The organism is Tatumella ptyseos, assembly GCF_030552895.1.
GTDB lineage: Bacteria > Pseudomonadota > Gammaproteobacteria > Enterobacterales > Enterobacteriaceae > Rosenbergiella > Rosenbergiella ptyseos_A.
In genome coordinates this window covers 2,679,898-2,698,198 of the sequence record NZ_CP130649.1, presented here as the reverse complement: position 1 = coordinate 2,698,198, position 18,301 = coordinate 2,679,898, and the positions used below count along the sequence as shown (strand labels likewise).

General features: G+C 48.0%; 12 protein-coding genes. 8 read left to right on the top strand and 4 right to left on the bottom strand.

Translation table 11 applies throughout. From position 1 onward, the window contains the following. Positions 1–17: 17 nt before the first annotated feature. Both bglF and QJR74_RS12775 read left to right on the top strand, forming a co-directional pair. A complete protein-coding gene (bglF, locus tag QJR74_RS12780) occupies positions 18–1,946 on the top strand; it encodes a PTS beta-glucoside transporter subunit IIABC (RefSeq protein WP_304372195.1) in 1,929 nt (642 codons plus the stop codon). A gap of 15 nt (positions 1,947–1,961) precedes the next feature. Further along, on the top strand, positions 1,962–3,356 hold the full coding sequence (locus QJR74_RS12775) for a glycoside hydrolase family 1 protein (protein WP_304372194.1): 1,395 nt from the start codon (positions 1,962–1,964) through the stop codon (positions 3,354–3,356). 61 nt (positions 3,357–3,417) lie between these two features. Here QJR74_RS12775 and QJR74_RS12770 read toward each other — a convergent pair whose 3' ends face one another. Continuing rightward, on the bottom strand, positions 3,418–4,926 hold the full coding sequence (locus tag QJR74_RS12770; RefSeq protein ID WP_304372193.1) for an anion permease: 1,509 nt from the start codon (positions 4,924–4,926) through the stop codon (positions 3,418–3,420). 372 nt (positions 4,927–5,298) lie between these two features. On the opposite strand from QJR74_RS12770, the gene QJR74_RS12765 reads away from it, so the two are divergent. From QJR74_RS12765 to xylB, 3 genes are read left to right on the top strand one after another with little or no spacing between them, the layout of a single operon-like run. Further along, complete coding sequence (locus QJR74_RS12765) at positions 5,299–8,085, top strand: flavocytochrome c (protein WP_304372192.1); 2,787 nt, start codon at positions 5,299–5,301, stop codon at positions 8,083–8,085. A gap of 21 nt (positions 8,086–8,106) precedes the next feature. Beyond that, positions 8,107–9,036, top strand: a complete 930-nt coding sequence (locus QJR74_RS12760) for an FAD:protein FMN transferase (RefSeq protein ID WP_304372191.1) — start codon at positions 8,107–8,109, stop codon at positions 9,034–9,036. A 55-nt stretch (positions 9,037–9,091) separates the two neighbouring features. Continuing rightward, the gene (gene xylB / locus QJR74_RS12755; RefSeq protein ID WP_304372190.1) at positions 9,092–10,546 is read left to right on the top strand and encodes a xylulokinase; all 1,455 of its coding nucleotides are present in this window, start codon (positions 9,092–9,094) and stop codon (positions 10,544–10,546) included. A 10-nt stretch (positions 10,547–10,556) separates the two neighbouring features. On the opposite strand, the gene QJR74_RS12750 is transcribed toward xylB, so the two are convergent. Beyond that, a complete protein-coding gene (locus QJR74_RS12750; RefSeq protein WP_304372189.1) occupies positions 10,557–11,453 on the bottom strand; it encodes a LysR family transcriptional regulator in 897 nt (298 codons plus the stop codon). Between the two features lie 197 nt (positions 11,454–11,650). On the opposite strand from QJR74_RS12750, the gene QJR74_RS12745 reads away from it, so the two are divergent. Genes QJR74_RS12745 through QJR74_RS12735 form a run of 3 tightly spaced genes read left to right on the top strand, consistent with a single transcriptional unit; the run spans position 11,651 to position 16,332 of the window. Further along, positions 11,651–11,992, top strand: coding sequence for a helix-turn-helix domain-containing protein (locus QJR74_RS12745; protein WP_304372188.1), 342 nt, complete (start codon positions 11,651–11,653; stop codon positions 11,990–11,992). 48 nt (positions 11,993–12,040) lie between these two features. Then, positions 12,041–13,204, top strand: coding sequence for an efflux RND transporter periplasmic adaptor subunit (locus tag QJR74_RS12740; RefSeq protein ID WP_304372187.1), 1,164 nt, complete (start codon positions 12,041–12,043; stop codon positions 13,202–13,204). Further along, entirely contained in the window at positions 13,204–16,332 is a 3,129-nt protein-coding gene (locus QJR74_RS12735) for an efflux RND transporter permease subunit (protein WP_304372186.1), read from the top strand. Before QJR74_RS12740 ends, QJR74_RS12735 begins: the two co-directional genes overlap by 1 nt. Positions 16,333–16,370: 38 nt before the next feature. On the opposite strand, the gene QJR74_RS12730 is transcribed toward QJR74_RS12735, so the two are convergent. Continuing rightward, a complete protein-coding gene (locus QJR74_RS12730; protein ID WP_304372185.1) occupies positions 16,371–17,555 on the bottom strand; it encodes a multidrug effflux MFS transporter in 1,185 nt (394 codons plus the stop codon). A gap of 144 nt (positions 17,556–17,699) precedes the next feature. Continuing rightward, on the bottom strand, positions 17,700–18,257 hold the full coding sequence (ssuE, locus tag QJR74_RS12725; RefSeq protein ID WP_304372184.1) for an NADPH-dependent FMN reductase: 558 nt from the start codon (positions 18,255–18,257) through the stop codon (positions 17,700–17,702). Between the last annotated feature and the right edge of the window lie 44 nt (positions 18,258–18,301).

The window sequence follows — 18,301 nt, the reverse complement described above, 5'->3', positions numbered from 1 at the left end:
CGATTACTGGAGGATAAATGGATTATCAATCACTCGCGAAAGAAATTATAGAAAGCGTGGGCGGTAAAAAGAATATTATCAGTCTTGTTCACTGTGCCACGCGGCTACGATTTAAATTAGTGAACCCTGAACTTGCCGAGACTGAGCGTCTTAAAACATTGGATGAGGTCATCGCTGTAGTCGATAGTGGTGGACAGTTCCAAGTCGTGATTGGTAATCAGGTGGGCGATGTCTATCAGGCAATAATGTCGTTTTCAAACATTGGGTTAGAGGCCGATGAGGCGAACGAGATAAAACCCGAAATCGCTGAGAAAAAATCGACGCTTTTAGCGCGATTAATCGACATCGTCTCGGGTATATTTACCCCTTTTATTGGCGTTATGGCCGCTTCGGGTATCATGAAAGGGCTACTCGCGTTAGCGGTGGCTTGCCACCTATTGAACACTGAAAGCGGGACCTATCAAATCTGGTATGCGGCCAGTGATGCACTGTTTTTCTTCTTCCCTCTGTTTATCGGTTATACCGCAGGACAAAAATTTGGTGGAACGCCTTTTATTACAATGGTAATTGGCGGTGCACTGACTCACCCTTTAATGATCAAGGCATTTGAAGCGAGCCAAACAGGGGAAATTGCGGAACATTTTCTCGGTATACCAGTCGTTTTTATCAATTATAGTTCTTCAGTTATCCCCATCATTTTAGCTTCGTGGGTAAGTTGTGCGATTGAAAAACGTATCAGACCCTTACTACCTCTGGCAGTACGTAGCTTTTTTACGCCGGTTATCTGTCTGGCGACTGTTGTGCCATTGACCTTCTTAGGAATTGGTCCTCTCGCGACTTGGCTTAGCCATTTATTGGCTGAGGGCTATGAGGTGATCTATCGCTTTGCGCCTTGGTTAGCTGGCGCTGCATTGGGGGCAGCGTGGCAGATCTGTGTCATATTTGGGCTGCACTGGGGACTTGTACCGCTAATCTTTAATAACCTTGTCGTCTTTGGGCAAGATTCCATGCTACCAATGATCTTACCCGCTGTAATGGGACAGATTGGTGCAGTATTGGGGATCTTTTTCTACACGAAGGATCCTCGGCAAAAAGCTTTGGCAGGATCCTCTTTTTCTGCTGGGATTTTCGGGGTGACTGAACCCGCAATCTATGGATTAACCCTGCCACTTCGTCGACCTTTTATTATTGGGTGCATAGCGGGTTCATTAGGCGGGGCTATCGTCGGATTCGTCGGTACCCATACCTACTCCTTCGGGTTGGCCAATATTTTTACGCTTATTCAAATTATTCCACCTTCTGGTATTGATAGCACGGTATGGGGAGCCTTTATCGGCAACGCCGTTGCGGTACTTGTTGGCTGTCTTGGCACCTATTTTTGGGGACGTCGTACTCAGCTTACCGAACTTGCTCCAGTGGTCGACATCGCGATCTCTAATGCGGTCTCGACGACTGAGTCATCACTACCCACACACATTACGGCTTCAGAAAAAACCATCACATTATTAAGCCCTATGACTGGTCAAGTTATCGCCATGGCCGATATCCCCGATCCAACTTTTGCCGGAGGATTGCTTGGCCAAGGTATTGCTATCTTGCCTAATAAGGGCGAAGTCCATGCCCCCTTTTCTGGCACGGTTGAATCCCTTTTCGTCACAAAACACGCCTTAGGCTTACGTAGTGAGCAGGGGGTCGAGGTGTTGATACATGTCGGTATTGATACCGTCAAGCTGGCAGGTGAGCCGTTTACCCTGCATGTGGCAGAGGGCGATCAGATTACCGCGGGAGATTTACTTCTAACCTTCAACTGCCAAGCCATTACTGATGCTGGACTCTCATTAGTGACCCCGATTTTGGTCACCAACAGTGACGATTTCAGTACCGTGGAGTGTGTAGCAGACAGCGAAGTGACCGAGCAACAGCCTTTATTAATTATTACAGCCTAAGTTAAGGAGATGACAATGAAACAGTTTCCAACCGATTTTTTGTGGGGCGGAGCCGTGGCGGCGAATCAAGTAGAAGGAGCTTGGCAAGAAGGAGGAAAAGGGCTCTCGACCTCGGATGTGCAGCCTGAGGGTATCTTCGGTGAAGTGCGAGACCGTAAGGGGCAAGATTTTAGTCTTAAGGATATCGCTATCGATTTTTATCACCGTTACCCTGAAGATATTGCACTATTTAGCGAAATGGGGTTTGGCATACTTCGGGTTTCAATTGCTTGGACACGAATTTTCCCTAAAGGTGATGAGTTAACCCCTTGTGAAGCGGGTCTAGCTTATTACGATAAATTATTTGATGAGTTGGCGAAATACGGAATCAAAGCAATGGTTACCCTTTCCCATTATGAGATGCCATGGCATTTGGTCACGGAATACGGTGGGTGGGCAAATCGAGAAGTGATTACGTTTTTTGAACGCTACGCTAAGGTAGTGTTTAAGCGTTATGCTGATAAAGTGAAGTGGTGGTTGACCTTCAACGAAATCAATATGTCCCTCCATGCGCCACTAACCGGTGTGGGACTACAAGCAGGCTGTAGTGAAAGTAACGTTTACCAAGCTATCCATCATCAGTTAGTGGCCAGTGCGCTAGTTGTTCGCGCCTGCCACCTGCTCATTCCTGACGCAAAAATCGGTAATATGCTATTGGGTGGTTTAGTCTATCCACTGAGCTGCCAGCCCGATGATGTCTTTGCAACCCTTCAAGAAAATCGTAAATGGCTCTTCTTCGGCGATGTGCAATGCCGGGGTGCGTACCCGGGCTACATGTTGCGCTACTTCCGAGATAAAGGCATTGATGTGATCATTACGGAAGAAGATAAACATATCCTCAAACAAACTGTCGACTTTATCTCATTTAGTTATTACATGACCGGCTGCGTAACTGCCGATAAAGCGTTGAATAAGAAAATACGTGGCAATATTCTCAATATGGTGCCGAACCCACATCTGAAAGCATCCGAATGGGGGTGGCAGATCGACCCAGTCGGTCTGCGTACCTTACTCAATGAACTGTGGGATCGTTATCAAAAACCCCTCTTTATTGTCGAAAATGGGTTTGGTGCTAAAGATCAACCTGATGAGCAGGGACAAATCCAAGATGATTACCGGATTAGTTACATGAATGACCATCTAGTCCAAGTCCGCGAAGCAATAGAAGATGGCGTCGAGGTATTGGGCTATACCTCATGGGGGCCGATTGATCTCATCAGTGCCTCTAAAGCGGAGATCGGTAAACGCTATGGATTTATCTATGTGGACCGTCAAGACGATGGGTCTGGCACTTTAGCAAGAACACGGAAGAAAAGTTTTTACTGGTATCAAGACGTGATTCGTACTCATGGAGCGAGTTTGAAAGCGTAAATAAAAAAGAGGCATCTTAGGATGCCTTTTTTTTATGGGGATGTGAGGTGATAGCTAGGATTTAGAAAATCAGCTTCATCCATGGATACCCAATAAACAGTAAGGCGAGTAAGAAAATAGCGCCAAAAATAGATCCTAGTCTCCAGTAGTCCTTGGTGGGTAGATAGCCGCTGCCATAATAAATAGGACTCGGCCCAGTACCGTAAGGCGTGATGATCCCCATAATGCCTAGAGAAGTGACTAGTAATAGACAGAAAATCGGCATATCGATACCTGGAATTGCTGCACCAATAGTCAAAATTGCGGGGAGCAATGCAGTGGTATGCGCGGTTGAGCTAGCGAAGAGGTAGTGGAGTAAATAGAAAGCTAAAAAGAGCATAACCGTAGCAACTGTTGGACTGATGCCTGTTAACAGCAGTCCTGCCTCTTGTCCTAACCAGCGAATAAAGCCTACTCTGGCCAAGCCATCCGCTAGGGCGACTAGGGTAGCGAACCAAGCAAAGGTATTCCAGGCCGGTTTATTACTGGTGATATCGTTCCAAGACAGAACACCAGTCCATAGCATTAATACTACAACCAGTAACGCCGCCATTGCGGGTTCGATCCACGCCGCAGCGAAGATCCACATCAGTAACGCACAGCAGACAAAGCAGAGCAGTAAAATCTCATTACGTGACATCCTGCCGAGCTTCTTGAGCTCACTGGCTGCCCATTTCGGCACTTCCTCATTAACTTTCACTTCGGGAGGATAGAGCCAGTAAGCCAAAAGCGGCATGGTGACAATCAGTAAAATTCCGACAGGAAGGAAGGCTAAAAACCACTTTCCCCACGTAATATCAATGCCCACCACACTTTTAACCAGCGCTAAAGCAAGCAGATTGGGGGCCAGCGCAGATAAAAACATCGAGCTAGTAATACAGGCTGCCGTGATGGCGACCCACATCAAATAAGAGCCTATTTTACGGGCGCTTGGGTCATTGGGTTTTGAGCCATAAAGGGGCGGGAGATTCGCAATAATCGGATAGATAGTCCCACCACTGCGAGCTGTATTAGAAGGCGTAAAGGGGGCTAACAATAAGTCGGCGAAGGTAGTTGCATAGCCTAAGGTCAGACTGCGGCGGCCGAGAAATTTCACTAAAATCAAGGCGAGGCGTCGACCTAAATTCGTTTTGTCATAGCCTGCGGCAAACATAAATGCGCCAAAAATTAACCAAACTGTTGAGTTACTAAAGCCGCTTACTGCCCATTTAAAGGCTTGATTAGCCGTTTTAAATTGCGGATCCGCCAGTTGTTCAGGGCTAAACAATAACCATTGGTTGAAGATAGCCACTACAACAATCCCCGTTAGGCCGATCACTGCGCCGGGCAAAGGCTCAAAGATCAAGCCAACGATAACCGCTGCGAAGATAGCAAAAAAGTGCCAAGCATGGGGAGATAGGCCTTCTGGCACAGGAGTGACTAATAAAAGTAACGCTATCAACGCGGGAAGGAGAAAAATAATGGTTTTTTTTGCTCGCCCTGTCGCGGGGGGCGGAGCAGGAGATACGTTTTGTTCACTGTCCTTAATCATGAATAATCACTCAGTAATCTATCGATGGAGGAGAGAATGCAGTCGAATTTATCTTCACCATCATCGATTTTTTACTCAGTGAGGTGTTGATTTCTATCAAAAGATAAAAGGGTGCCTTTCAAGCTCGCATTAAGTTTATTAATTTTTTGATCCTAAACAAATTTGGTATCAATTTATAGAATTGATTTAAAAATCAATTAGTTAATTATTTGTTAAGGCGTGTTTAAATTTGTATTCAACTTATTTCCGATACGTATTCATTTATCAATTTATAGCGGTTCTTTGATCTAGACGAAGGGGGAGTGAAATCACATCGACTTATAGTGGGGGAAATAACTCTCTAGCCATGCAACGATAGCCTCTGGAGCGCGAATGGATCTTAATAACGTTTTGAATACCGCATTGTGTTTCCCAAAAGGTCAAACCGTCAAAAACAGACTTTTTATGGCCCCTATGACAACCTGCAGTGGTTTTTTCGACGGGAGCGTGCCGCAAGATTTAGTCGAGTACTACGGTAAGCGCGCACAAGGACTGGGTGCAGTCATCGTCGAGTGCTGTTTTATCGAGCCACTGGGGCCAGCGTTTCCTGGTGCTTTAGGGATTGATAGCGATAAAAAGATCCCAGGACTGGCACGTATTGCTAGGGCGATTAGACAACAAGGTGCGCTCGCGATCTTACAGATCTACCACGGTGGGCGGATGGTTGAGCCGGAGTTGATCGGGGGTAAAACACCGGTTGCGCCGAGTGCTGTCGCAGCAGCGCGTGAAGGTGCAACGATCCCTCGTGAACTAAGCAGCCAAGAGATCGATGTACTGATTACTAAATTTGGTGACGCCGTAAATAGGGCGATCAAAGCGGGGTTCGATGGGGTAGAAATTCACGGGGCAAACACTTATTTGATTCAGCAATTCTTTTCCCCACATTCTAATCGGCGGCAAGATCAGTGGGGAGGGGATCGGGAAAAACGCAGTCGTTTTCCGTTAGCCGTGCTGGATATTGCCCATCAGATGGCCGATCGCGCCGAAGCTAACGATTTTATTATCGGTTATCGCTTTTCACCTGAAGAGATGGAAAAACCAGGGATTACCTTTGAAGATAGCCTCTATCTGCTCGAAAAACTCGCACAACGCGGGCTAGATTATGTTCATTTCTCGGTAGGACATTGGTCGCGATCATCGATTATTGATCTGACGGATCAGACGCCGCTCATCACCCGGTATCGGCAAGCGATATCAGTCACCTCAAGCTTAGCAAAAGTTCCGGTAATCGGTGTGGGGGGAATTGTTAATCGATCGGATGTCGATCAGGCCCTGGCTGCTGGCTACGATCTGTTAGCGGTGGGTAAGGCCTGTATTGTGTATCCGGATTGGTGGCAGCGTCTGCATTCCGGTGAGACCTTAACGCTGGAGATGGAGAGTACGCAACGCGAGGCGCTCTTTATACCTGAACCACTGTGGCACTTCTCCTTGGTCGATGCCATGATCCGCGATGTCCAAAATGTAGGGAAGAAGTTTAAAGCCGGGATCTATCATGAAAAAGTGGAAGCGGAAGCACTTAAACTGATCATTGATGTTCAACTCGATACCGATCGGATCACTGATATTCGCTTACAGCCGGACAGTAGTCTGGATGTCGACTTTACGCAGACTTTTGAACAACTACGTAGCCGGATGTTAGTGGCGAACAGTCCTTATGTCGATGCGATTGCTGGGGCAACGACGCAGAGCGAAGCCCTCAAAAAAGCAGTCTCGCGCGCGCTCTCTACCTCCACGAAACACTGGGCAGAAGATAGTGGGGTTGATCCAGCCAGTTTAGAACATTACGACGTCATCGTAATCGGTAGCGGTGGAGCGGGATTAGCGGCTGCCATTAATGCCCACGATTTAGGAGCAAAAGTGGTGGTGGTTGAACGTATGCCGACAATTGGGGGCAATACGCTAAAAGCCTCCGTTGGGATGAATGCGGCGCAAACCCGTTATCAACGTGATAAAGGAATTCAAGATACCAAAGCATGCTTCTATGAAGAGACCTTGAAGGGGGGAAAATTTAAAAATAATCCCGATTTACTGCAGCAATTTGTGGAAAGGGCCCCAGACGCCATTGATTGGTTAGCTAAACAGGAGATTGTGTTAAGCGATATCACGATTACTGGTGGAATGAGTATCGACCGTACCCATCGTCCGGCTGATCGCTCTGCAGTGGGGGGATTTTTAATTAGCGGTTTAGTAAAAAACCTTACTCAGCGGCACATCGAAGTCCTACTGGATACTAAAGCCGATAATATTGAGTTTCATCAAGGGAAGGTCTCTGGGGTGAGAGTTGTTGATGAGTATGGTGAAAGCCGTATCTTGCAGACCAAGGCGGTTATCGTCGCCACCGGCGGTTTTAGTGCCAACACTAAGATGGTTGAGCATTACCGCCCTGAATTAACAGGATTTGTTACCACCAACCATAAAGGCGCGACAGGCAGCGGAATTACCTTATTACAAAACCTTGGTGCGGCGACTGTCGATATGGCGGAAATTCAAATTCACCCTACCGTTGAGCAGAAAAGTGCCTATCTTATCTCTGAATCGATTCGTGGCGGTGGGGCGATATTAGTCTCACAAGCGGGCGCTCGTTTCTGTAATGAAATGGAAACCCGTGACAAGGTATCTGCACAGATCATTGGCTTGGCAGAGAAGAGTGCGTGGATCATCTTCGATGAGCAAGTGAGATCCCAAAATAAAGCGGCAGAGGAATATCTCGCGAAAGGTTTTGTGATCCAAGGCGATAGTGTCGACGATCTTGCGACACAGATCGGTATGGATCCTAGTGTGCTGACACAGACGCTAGAGACCTTTAATCAAGGCGTGCGTCAGCAGCAAGATCCGCTGTTTGGTCGGACCACGGCATTACGACATCCGTTGGATAAGGGGCCGTTTTACGCGATTAAGATAGCCCCCGGTGTTCACCATACCATGGGCGGTATTGCCATCTCGACTCAGGCACAGGTGCTGGATACCCATAATCACCCGTTGGCGGGTATCTGGGCGGCAGGAGAAGTCGTCGGTGGCATTCATGGCGCTAATCGTATCGGCGGTAATGCGGTGGCGGATATCATTATCTTTGGACTCTTAGCCGGGGAGCAAGCGGCTAATTGGGTTAAAACGGTTTAACGTCGTAGTACGGGAGGCGGTATGGCAGATTATCAGGCGATAATGATGGGGTCGCCGATTAACTTATCGCTCTCCCAAGACAATCCACAGCGCGCCCGTGAAGTGTTTCAGTTGATTGCTCAGCAAGAGGCTCTGCTAACGGTTAATCGCCCGGACTCGTTATTAATGAAGGTAAACCGTGCCGCTGGTCTGCATCCCGTTGTGGTGCCCAATGCGCTTTTCCAGCTGGTTTCCCTCGCGCGCGAAGTCAGCCTCTTACCGGGCAGCTTGTTTAATGTGGCGATCGGCCCATTGGTTAAAACCTGGCGCATTGGCTTTAGTGGGCGATGTCCGCCACCTAGTGATCAGATCGATAAGGCGTTAGCCTTGATCGACCCACAAGATATTGAGCTGGATCCTGATAGCCGAACCCTTTTTCTGCGTAAACCCGGAATGGAGATTGATCTTGGGGCCATTGCTAAAGGCTATATTGCCGATAAAGTTTGCCAATATTTACAGGCTCAGCAAGAGCCTTATGCGTTAATCAATTTAGGTGGGAACATACATACCCTTTCACGGCCCGAAGATCATCCTTGGCAGATTGGCTTACGTAAGCCTTTCGGCGATCCACAAACATTGAGTGCCCGCCTAGCAATAAGTGGACGATCGGTGGTGACTTCAGGAATTTACGAGCGGTACTTCCTCTATCAACAGCGCTGCTATCACCATATTCTGGATAGTCGGACGGGATACCCCTTGGATAACGACATAATGAGCGTCACGGTAATCAGTGAGTCATCGTTGATTGGCGACATCTACAGCACGTTATTGTACGGCATGGGAGTTAGACAGAGCCTTGCATGGCTTGCTCACCATCCAGAACTTGAGGCGGTGATAATCACGCGTGACAACCAGCTTATCTGTTCTTCTCAACATCACTTCCAATGTCACGTTCTCGATTCAAACCAGTAGAATTATTTATCAATAATGATTAGGGTGAAAGCTGCCTTATTCAGGAAAACCGCCCATGTATCTTGGTATCGATTTAGGAACCTCTGGCGTTAAAGTCGTATTAATGGATGAACAGTTTAAGGTCCAGGCCAGTCAATCAGTTTCATTAACCTGTGATCATCCCCATCCTCTCTGGTCGGAACAAGCACCTGAACAGTGGTGGCAAGTTACCGAACAAGCGCTCGACCAACTCTCTGAACAAACCTCTCTGCAGAGCGTCAAGGCGATTGGGGTGGCAGGGCAAATGCATGGGGCAGTATTAGTCGATAACGATGGGAAGCCTTTACGGCCAGCCATACTTTGGAATGATGGGCGCTGTGCATCAGAATGTACAACCCTCAATCAGCGAGCCCCTACTATTGAGCGTATCACCGGAAATCAGGTGATGACTGGGATGACGGCGCCGAAACTCATTTGGGTAGCCGAACACGAACCGGATATTTTTAGTCAGATCGCCCAAGTTTTATTACCGAAAGATTACTTACGTTGGAAACTTTCCGGCTGTTATGCCACTGACATGTCTGATGCCTCCGGAACCCTTTGGCTAAATGTTGCGACGCGCCAGTGGGATGAGACTTTACTAGAGGCTTGTGAGTTAACTCTGCAGCAAGTTCCCCCTCTGCTAGAGGGTCCTGAAGTAAGTGGACACTTACTAGAAGAACACCAGCAACGATGGGGCTTCTCTACAGCTGTGCCTATCGTGGCAGGCGGAGGCGATAATGCGGCAGGGGCATTGGGTGTCGGGGTATGGCAGTCAGGCCAAGCGATGCTCTCATTGGGAACCTCAGGCGTTTATTTCGCAGTCAGCGACGGTTTCCATGCCAATAGTCGCCAAGCCGTCCATAGCTTTTGCCATGCATTACCTGAAACCTGGCATCTTATGTCGGTAATGCTTAGCGCGGCATCCTGCCTCGATTGGGGGGCTAAAATCACTGGGCAAGCCTCGGTGAGTGATTTTCTGCAACTGGCCCAACAAGCGAAGGTTGAAGCGCAATCTCCGATTTTCTTACCTTATTTAGCTGGCGAACGTACACCACATAATGATCCTTACGCGACTGGGAGTTTCACCGGCTTAACCTCCCAGCATGATCCTGCTGAACTGGCGTTTGCGGTGGTTGAAGGGGTGAGTCTGGGACTGGCGGAGGGGATGGCTGCCTTGCATCAAAGCGGCGTTAAGCCTAGCTCGATAACCTTAATTGGTGGCGGGGCGAAAAGTGAATTTTGGCGTCAACTATTGGCCGATGTAACTGGGCAATCTCTCGATTTTCGGCAGGATGGTGACGTTGGGCCAGCCCTCGGCGCTGCACGCCTTGCCAAAATGGCGTGTAGTCCAGCGTTGAGCTTAACGGAACACTTCCCCCTCTCGTCATTAGTAGCCACTTACCACCCCCAATCTGAGCGCCATCAATTTTTTCAACAGCGATTAGATTTATTCCAGCAACGGTACCGTCAACTGGCTCAAGACACCTAATGCCCATCGCTTAAGTGGGATAATAGCGTACGGCATCGATAAATTTTGAAAAGGCTGCCGTATGCTGTTTACGACTCGGGTAGTAGAGATGATACCCCGTGAAATAGGCGCTCCATTCATCTAGAACTATCTCGAGCTTACCTTCAGCCACTAACGTTGCCACACTATCTTCCGGTACATAAATAACCCCAAGTCCAGCAAGTGCCGCATCGATTCGTGAGGAAAGGTTATTAAAGGTCAATTGCCCTTCAACTCGCACCCTTATATCTTTACCTTGATCAAGAAATTCCCAATGATAGAGTCCACCTAGAGTAGGCAGGCGCATGTTGATACAGTTATGCTGCGTCAAGGCATAAGGCGTATCAGGCTTGCCCCACTTAGCGAAATAGCTTGGTGCCGCTACCGCGACCATCCTCCAGTCAGGCCCAATACGAATAGCGACCATATCTTTTTCAATTTGGTCTCCGAGCCTAACCCCCGCGTCAAACCTTTCACTAACGATATTAGTCAGACTATTGTCCGTCACAAATTCAATATTGACCTCAGGATAATCGGCAATAAAAGGTAACACTTTGGGTAACACCGTAGATCGTAAAGCATGCTCGCCTAAGGTGATCCGTAGATTGCCGACAATACGTCCTTGCTCGTCATTAAGCGATTGCAGTACAGACTCTAAATCATCAATTAACGGGGTAATGTTCTTTATTAATTGCTCGCCAGCTTCGGTGGTGGATACGCTACGGGTAGTACGCGTCAATAACCGCATATTGAGCCGCTCTTCAAGGCTACGAATGGCGTGGCTCAGTGCCGATTGCGAAACCCCGAGTCGCGCGGCGGCACGAGTAAAACTCTGCTCACGTGCGACCACAATAAAATAGGTGAGATCGTTAAAGTTTTCTCTCAGCATCTGTTATCCCTTACTGGAACGCTCAGTAGTAAATTAATGAGACTATTTCATAAACTCTATCAATATTTACTGACTAATCAATAATAAAACAAACTGTTAGGCTATAGGTTCATCGTTGGTTATACCTTAAAAAATAACATTAACTATTTATCCATCTATTTTCAGAGGGTTAGTGCTGTTCTTTGCTCAGGAGACCCATGACTAGGCGACAAATGATTATTCATGAACTCATTACATGGATAGATCAAAACATAACCCAGCCGATGAAGATAGAGGATATCGCTCAACGAGCAGGATATTCTCGCTGGCATCTGCAACGGATGTTTTACGACGTGATGAATGAGCGATTAGGTCACTATATACGTGAAAAAAAGTTGGTATCGGCAGCGTCTGAACTCTGTACCACCACACTGACGGTGATGGATATTTCCTTGAAATATGGTTATGAATCGCAGCAATCCTTTACGCGTTCATTTTGTCGAAAATACCAGGTTCCCCCCGCGACTTACCGACGTCTTTATCTCGAAAAATTAAATTAACTCATTACCCATTCTGTACGGCAACCGCGTCTTCGGAGTTTATTAACTATGCCCACTATTCAGGCAGCCAAGCCACTGCTCTTTCTTTCTGCATTGATGAGTTTCTCAATCACTGGTTGTGACGATCATCAAGACTCGGCGTCGGCCCAACAGACGCCGAAAGTTACTTATATCACAGTGAATCCCCAAACGGTTTCGCTCTACACCGAACTACCTGGACGCACCTTAGCGTATCGGGTTGCTGATATTCGCCCGCAAGTCTCAGGTGTGATCCTCAAACGTCATTTTACCGAAGGTAGCGATGTGGTAGCAGGGCAAAGTCTTTATCAAATTGATCCTGCTCCCTTTAAGGCTAGTGTCGATCGCGCTGCGGCCCAAGTCGACCAAGCGGTTGCTGATGCACGTATGGCCCAAGTGACGCTCGATCGCTATCGTTCACTAATGGGACCTCAGTATGTTAGCCGACAAGATTATGACCAAGCTGTTGCCACTGCCGCACAAGCTAAAGCCACGACCGATTCTGCCCGCGCAGCGTTAAAAAGTGCGCAGATTGATCTGGCGCGTACGCGTGTGGTCTCGCCGTTAACGGGACGTATTGGACTTTCTACGGTAACCGAAGGCGCGTTAGTCCAAAGCGAACAAACGGATTCGCTGGCTACGGTGCAACAATTGGACCCGCTTTATGTGGATATTACGCAATCTGCCGATGACTTTTTACATCTTCAGCAACAACTCTCTTCCGGCCAGTTACAACAGGTCGAGGGTAAAGTCCCCCTCCAAATTATGCTTAGCGATGGAACCATGTACTCGCATCAAGGTAGTGTCGCCTTTTCTGATGTCACGGTAGACAAAACCACTGGCACTATCACTTTACGCGCAATTGTGCCGAATCCTGACCATCAATTACTGCCGGGAATGTTTGTTCGGGCAAAATTGGATCAGGGCCGCGACGTCAAAGCGCTATTAGTGCCGCAACAAGCGATCGTTCGCTCTGCGCGGGGGGATGCGACGGTCGTGACCGTTGATGCGCACAATAAAGTGGCCATTCGCGAAGTTGAGGTTACCCCTACTGCGAATAACCAATTGATCGTCAAACAGGGCTTAACGGCTGGCGATCATGTCGTGATTTCAGGGGGGCAACGGGTGAATCCAGGCATGCTGGTTACCCCAATTGAACGTCCAGAAACGGCCCAGCAGGAGAATCAGGACTAATGTCGAAGTTCTTTATCAATCGCCCGATATTCGCATGGGTACTGGCTATTATTGTCATGTTGATCGGTATTATTGCGATCAAAAAAATGCCGGTGGAACAGTACCCTGACGTAGCGCCAACATCAGTACAGGTCCGAGCGACCTATCCTGGTGCGGATGCTACCACTCTACAGAACAGTGTGACTCAAGTGATTGAGCAGAATATGAGTGGTTTAGATGGATTGATGTATATGTCCTCAACCAGCGACTCATCCGGCACACTGCAACTTATTCTCTCTTTTCAAAACGGTACCGATCCTGATATTGCGCAGGTCCAAGTACAGAATAAGTTACAGCTAGCGACGCCTTTATTGCCGCAAGAAGTTCAGCAACAGGGGATCACCGTACGTAAATCCTCCAATGTCTTCTTTTTAGTCCCGGGTTTCTATGATGAAACGGGCAAAATGAGTATGGAAGATATTGCTGATTATATTGCCTCGAATCTACAAGACCCTATCAGTCGTATCAATGGGGTGGGCGATACCACGCTATTTGGCTCGCAATATGCGATGCGTATCTGGCTTGATCCGAACAAGCTCAATGCTTATCAACTTACACCGGTCGACGTTAACCGTATGATTGAAGCGCAAAATGCGCAAGTGGCAGCGGGGCAATTGGGCGGTGCGCCAGCAGTGAAAGGCCAGCAGCTTAATGCCTCAATTATTGCCCAGACGCGGCTCTCTTCTCCAGAGCAATTTGGGAATATCCTATTAAAAGTAAATAGCGATGGGTCGCAAGTTCGTTTGCATGATGTGGCGAAAATCGCGCGAGGCGGTGAGAACTATAATTTTGTCGTAAAAATTAATGGTAAGCCCGCTTCAGCACTAGGTATTCAGCTGGCGAGTGGCGCAAATGCCTTGGATACTGCCAACGCCATTCGAAGTAAAATAGCCAGTATGCAGTCGCATTTCCCACGCGGTTTAAAAGTGGTCTACCCCTACGACACCACGCCTTTTATTAGTATCTCTATTCATGAAGTGGTAAAGACCTTATTCGAAGCGGTTATTCTGGTCTTTTTAGTCATGTTCCTGTTCTTACAGAGCTTTAGGGCGACACTTATTCCCACCATTGCCGTTCCTGTTGTTCTATTGGGAACCTTTGGGATCCTTAGCGCATTTGGCTATTCAATCAATACCTTAACCATGTTTGGGATGGTGCTTGCCATCGGCTTGCTGGTGGATGATGCGATTGTTGTCGTAGAAAACGTTGAACGTATCATGGCTGAAGAGGGATTATCGCCGAAAGCGGCGACCCGTAAATCGATGGGGCAGATCCAGGGGGCGTTGGTCGGTATCGCGTTGGTCCTGTCGGCAGTGTTCGTGCCAATGGCCTTTTTTGGCGGTAGTACCGGGGTTATTTATCGCCAATTCTCCATCACCATTGTGTCTGCGATGGGGCTATCGGTACTGGTCGCGCTGATTTTGACGCCAGCGCTTTGCGTCACCTTACTCAAACCTCATAAGGCTAACCAGCATGTCGGCTCGCGAGGTTTATTTGGATGGTTTAACCGCAAGTTTGAGCAAAGCACCGATCATTATACTGATGTGGTGAGCCGCATGGTCCAGAGAGGTGGACGATATTTAATTATCTATGCGGCATTAGTGGGAGGCTGTGCCTATTTATTTATGCATCTTCCCTCTTCTTTCTTACCCTCTGAAGACCAAGGCGTGTTAGCCACCCAAGCTATTCTGCCTGCAGGTGCCACGCAAGAACGTACTCAGAAGGTTCTCGATCAGATTAATAATTTTTACCTCAATAATGAGAAGGACAACGTTGAAAATATCCTTACCGTTAATGGCTTCGGGTTTGCTGGCCGCGGGCAAAATGTCGGGATTGCCTTTGTAGGACTAAAGGATTGGTCGCTACGCGAAGGAGCTGAACGCAGTGTTGACAGTATTGTTGCGCGAGCAAATAAAGCTTTTAGTCAGATTATTGATGGCAATGTGGTGGCCTTTAATTTACCGCCGATTATTGCACTGGGTAATGCGACCGGATTTGATTTCGAGTTGATCGACCAAGATGCCGTGGGTCACACCCAGCTAATGGCTGCAAGAAACAAATTGCTGCAATTGGCCCAACAACATCCTGATGTCTTAACCACGGTTCGGGCTAACGGCATGGATGATAGTCCTCAATATAAAGTGAATGTGGACCAGGAGAAAGCTACTGCGCTTGGCGTGGATCTCAGTGATATCAATACGACCTTGAGTAGTGCTTGGGGAGGGACCTATGTTAATGACTTTATGGACCACGGGCGGGTTAAGAAGGTCTATGTAATGAGTGATGCCCCATATCGCATGATGCCGGATGACCTGAGTCAGTGGTTTGTCCGTGCGAGTAACGGTAAAATGGTTCCCTTCTCATCTTTCGCGACGGCTAACTGGCAATATGGCTCACCGCGCCTCGAACGCTATAACGGCCTCTCTTCTGTAGAAATATTAGGTCAACCGGCACCAGGAAAAAGCTCCGGTGAAGCCATGGCATTGATGGAGTCATTGACCAAACAATTACCGGCAGGAATTGGTTCGGATTGGACGGGCATGTCTTATCAAGAACGTCTTGCAGGTGACCAGGCCCCTGCGCTCTATGCGATATCATTGTTAGTCGTGTTTCTGTGTTTAGCCGCCCTTTATGAAAGCTGGTCGGTACCTTTTTCCGTTATTTTGGTCGTTCCACTCGGCGTATTAGGGGCATTGATTGCTACAGCCTTACGTGGCTTGAATAACGATGTGTATTTTGTGGTGGGCTTACTGACGACCATCGGCCTCTCCGCTAAAAATGCCATCCTAATTGTTGAGTTTGCCAAGGACGAGATTGAACTGGCTGGTAAAGGGCTGATAGAGGCGACGCTCTCGGCAGTACGGATGCGGTTAAGACCGATCTTAATGACTTCCATGGCCTTTATTCTCGGCGTATTACCTTTGGCACTCGGAACCGGTGCCGGTTCTGGCGCGCAAAATGCGGTAGGGACAGGCGTGATAGGAGGGATGGTGGCAGCGACCTTACTCGCCATCTATTTTGTGCCGATTTTCTTCGTAGTGATCCGTAGACGTTTTCCGGGGCGGCCCAAAGAGGACGATGAAGAGTAGTGGTTAAGCAGGGCGGATCCTTCCGCCCTGCATACGCGTTATTCCTTTACTAAATAACTCATGACAAAACTGGCTAGCGTAAAGCTAGCCATCATCACAGTCATCGTCAGTGGAGTTCCACTGTTAAAAATAGCTAACAGGGCGGATGAGAGAATACCGCTACCATATTGCAGTGAGCCAATCAGCGCTGATGCCGCACCGGTCACTTGTGGCACGGTATCCAATGCCGCAGCAGTGGTCACTGAAGCGATAACCCCGTTCATAGCGAAAAAAATAAAGATCAAACCCATCATAAGGCCTAGGCCACCCACCGACAGATAAGTCGTTACCGCTAACAGCACCATCGCACAGGCCGATAAACTGACGGCTATTTTTAATAATCGCTCTAAGGCGAAGCGATGCACTAAGCGCCGATTAATAATACTCATGCCCATCACACCAAGGATATTCACCGCGAAAAAGTAGCCAAAGTGTTGGGGAGAGACATGAAAATAATTAATGTAAACAAAGGGAGAAGCGGTGATGAAGGTATATGCGGCGACATAATAAAAAGTCAGTGCAAGGGTAAATTGCATAAATTGACGATGACCCAGTAAGTCGCGGTAGTTACGAAATACCTGCAGTAAGGATGCTTGGACCCGTCGCTCTGTGGGCAAAGTTTCAGGGAGCCAATACAACGCCCCTAACATTGCTACACCAATCATTGCTAATAACCAAAAGATCATATGCCAGCTAGTGAAGAGGATCATCTGGCCGCCAATAATCGGCCCAGCGATGGGAGCAATCGCCATCACCACGATCAGCGTGGAGAGCATCTGTGCGGCACGGCTACGACTGAAGAGATCACGGATCATGGCACGGGCCAGCATGGGGCCAGTGCAGGCACCGAGGGCTTGAAAAACTCGCCAAAAAACGATTTGCGTGATGGTGTGTGACAGCGCACAACCGATGGATCCCACCACAAAGAGTGTCATCCCGATGATCAAGGGTAAACGACGCCCATACCGATCGCTTATCGGCCCCCACACTAATTGCGCTAAACAAAAGCCAATCAAAAAACCGGTAATAGTTAACTCGGTATTACCATGCAAACTCGCACTCATCATTGGCATCGCGGGGAGATAAATATCCACCGATAGCGACGTAAAGGCCATCAATGCGCTGAGGATAAGAATAAAAGGCAGTCCCTGAGTAGAGACTGAACGGTGATAGGGTGTGGTCATGAGTCGCCGATTGTCAGTGAAGAATAGAAGGCTACTTTACCTGATTACCCAGCAATAATACTCATCAATCCATGCTAGGCCTTGTGAATCGGGCTCATTAATATTTTTCCTTCCTCAGCACTGACTCAGGAAGGAAAATAAGTCTTAAGCGACTGCCTGCTGTTGAGAGGGGCGGCGTTGTAGGGCCTGATAAAAGGCTTCCAGGTTATCCTGTAAACGACGTTTAACGTCTTCTTCAATTTTCGCGGGGTGGCTAGCATCGGGATAATGAATTTGTTGATCACTAGCGTACACGCCACTGATAATCTCTTCGGCTTTCAACGCTGCGATAAGCGGTTTCAAGCTAAAATCCAGTGCTAATAAATGATTCGCACTGCCTGCTGTCATCAGAGGGAGAACCACTTTATGTTCAAACCCGCGTTCTGGTAAGAGATCGATCATGGCTTTCAGCACGCCAGTATAAGCAGCCTTATAGACGGGAGAGGCGATAATAATGCCATCTGCCTGTGCGACATCCTCGCGTAATTGAGCGATAGAGGGATGAGCGAACTGAGCATGAAGTAACACTTCAGCTGGGATATCGGTCGCGCGCCAGGTTAACGTTTGAGCACCACGATGGCTTAACCAATCTGCCGAATGGTCTAATAGAATTTGAGTCCGTGACCGCTGGGCTGGGCTCCCCCCTATTAATAAAATTTGCATTAGTTAGCCTTATTTCTGTGAGATAGATCACCAGTGTGGCGATT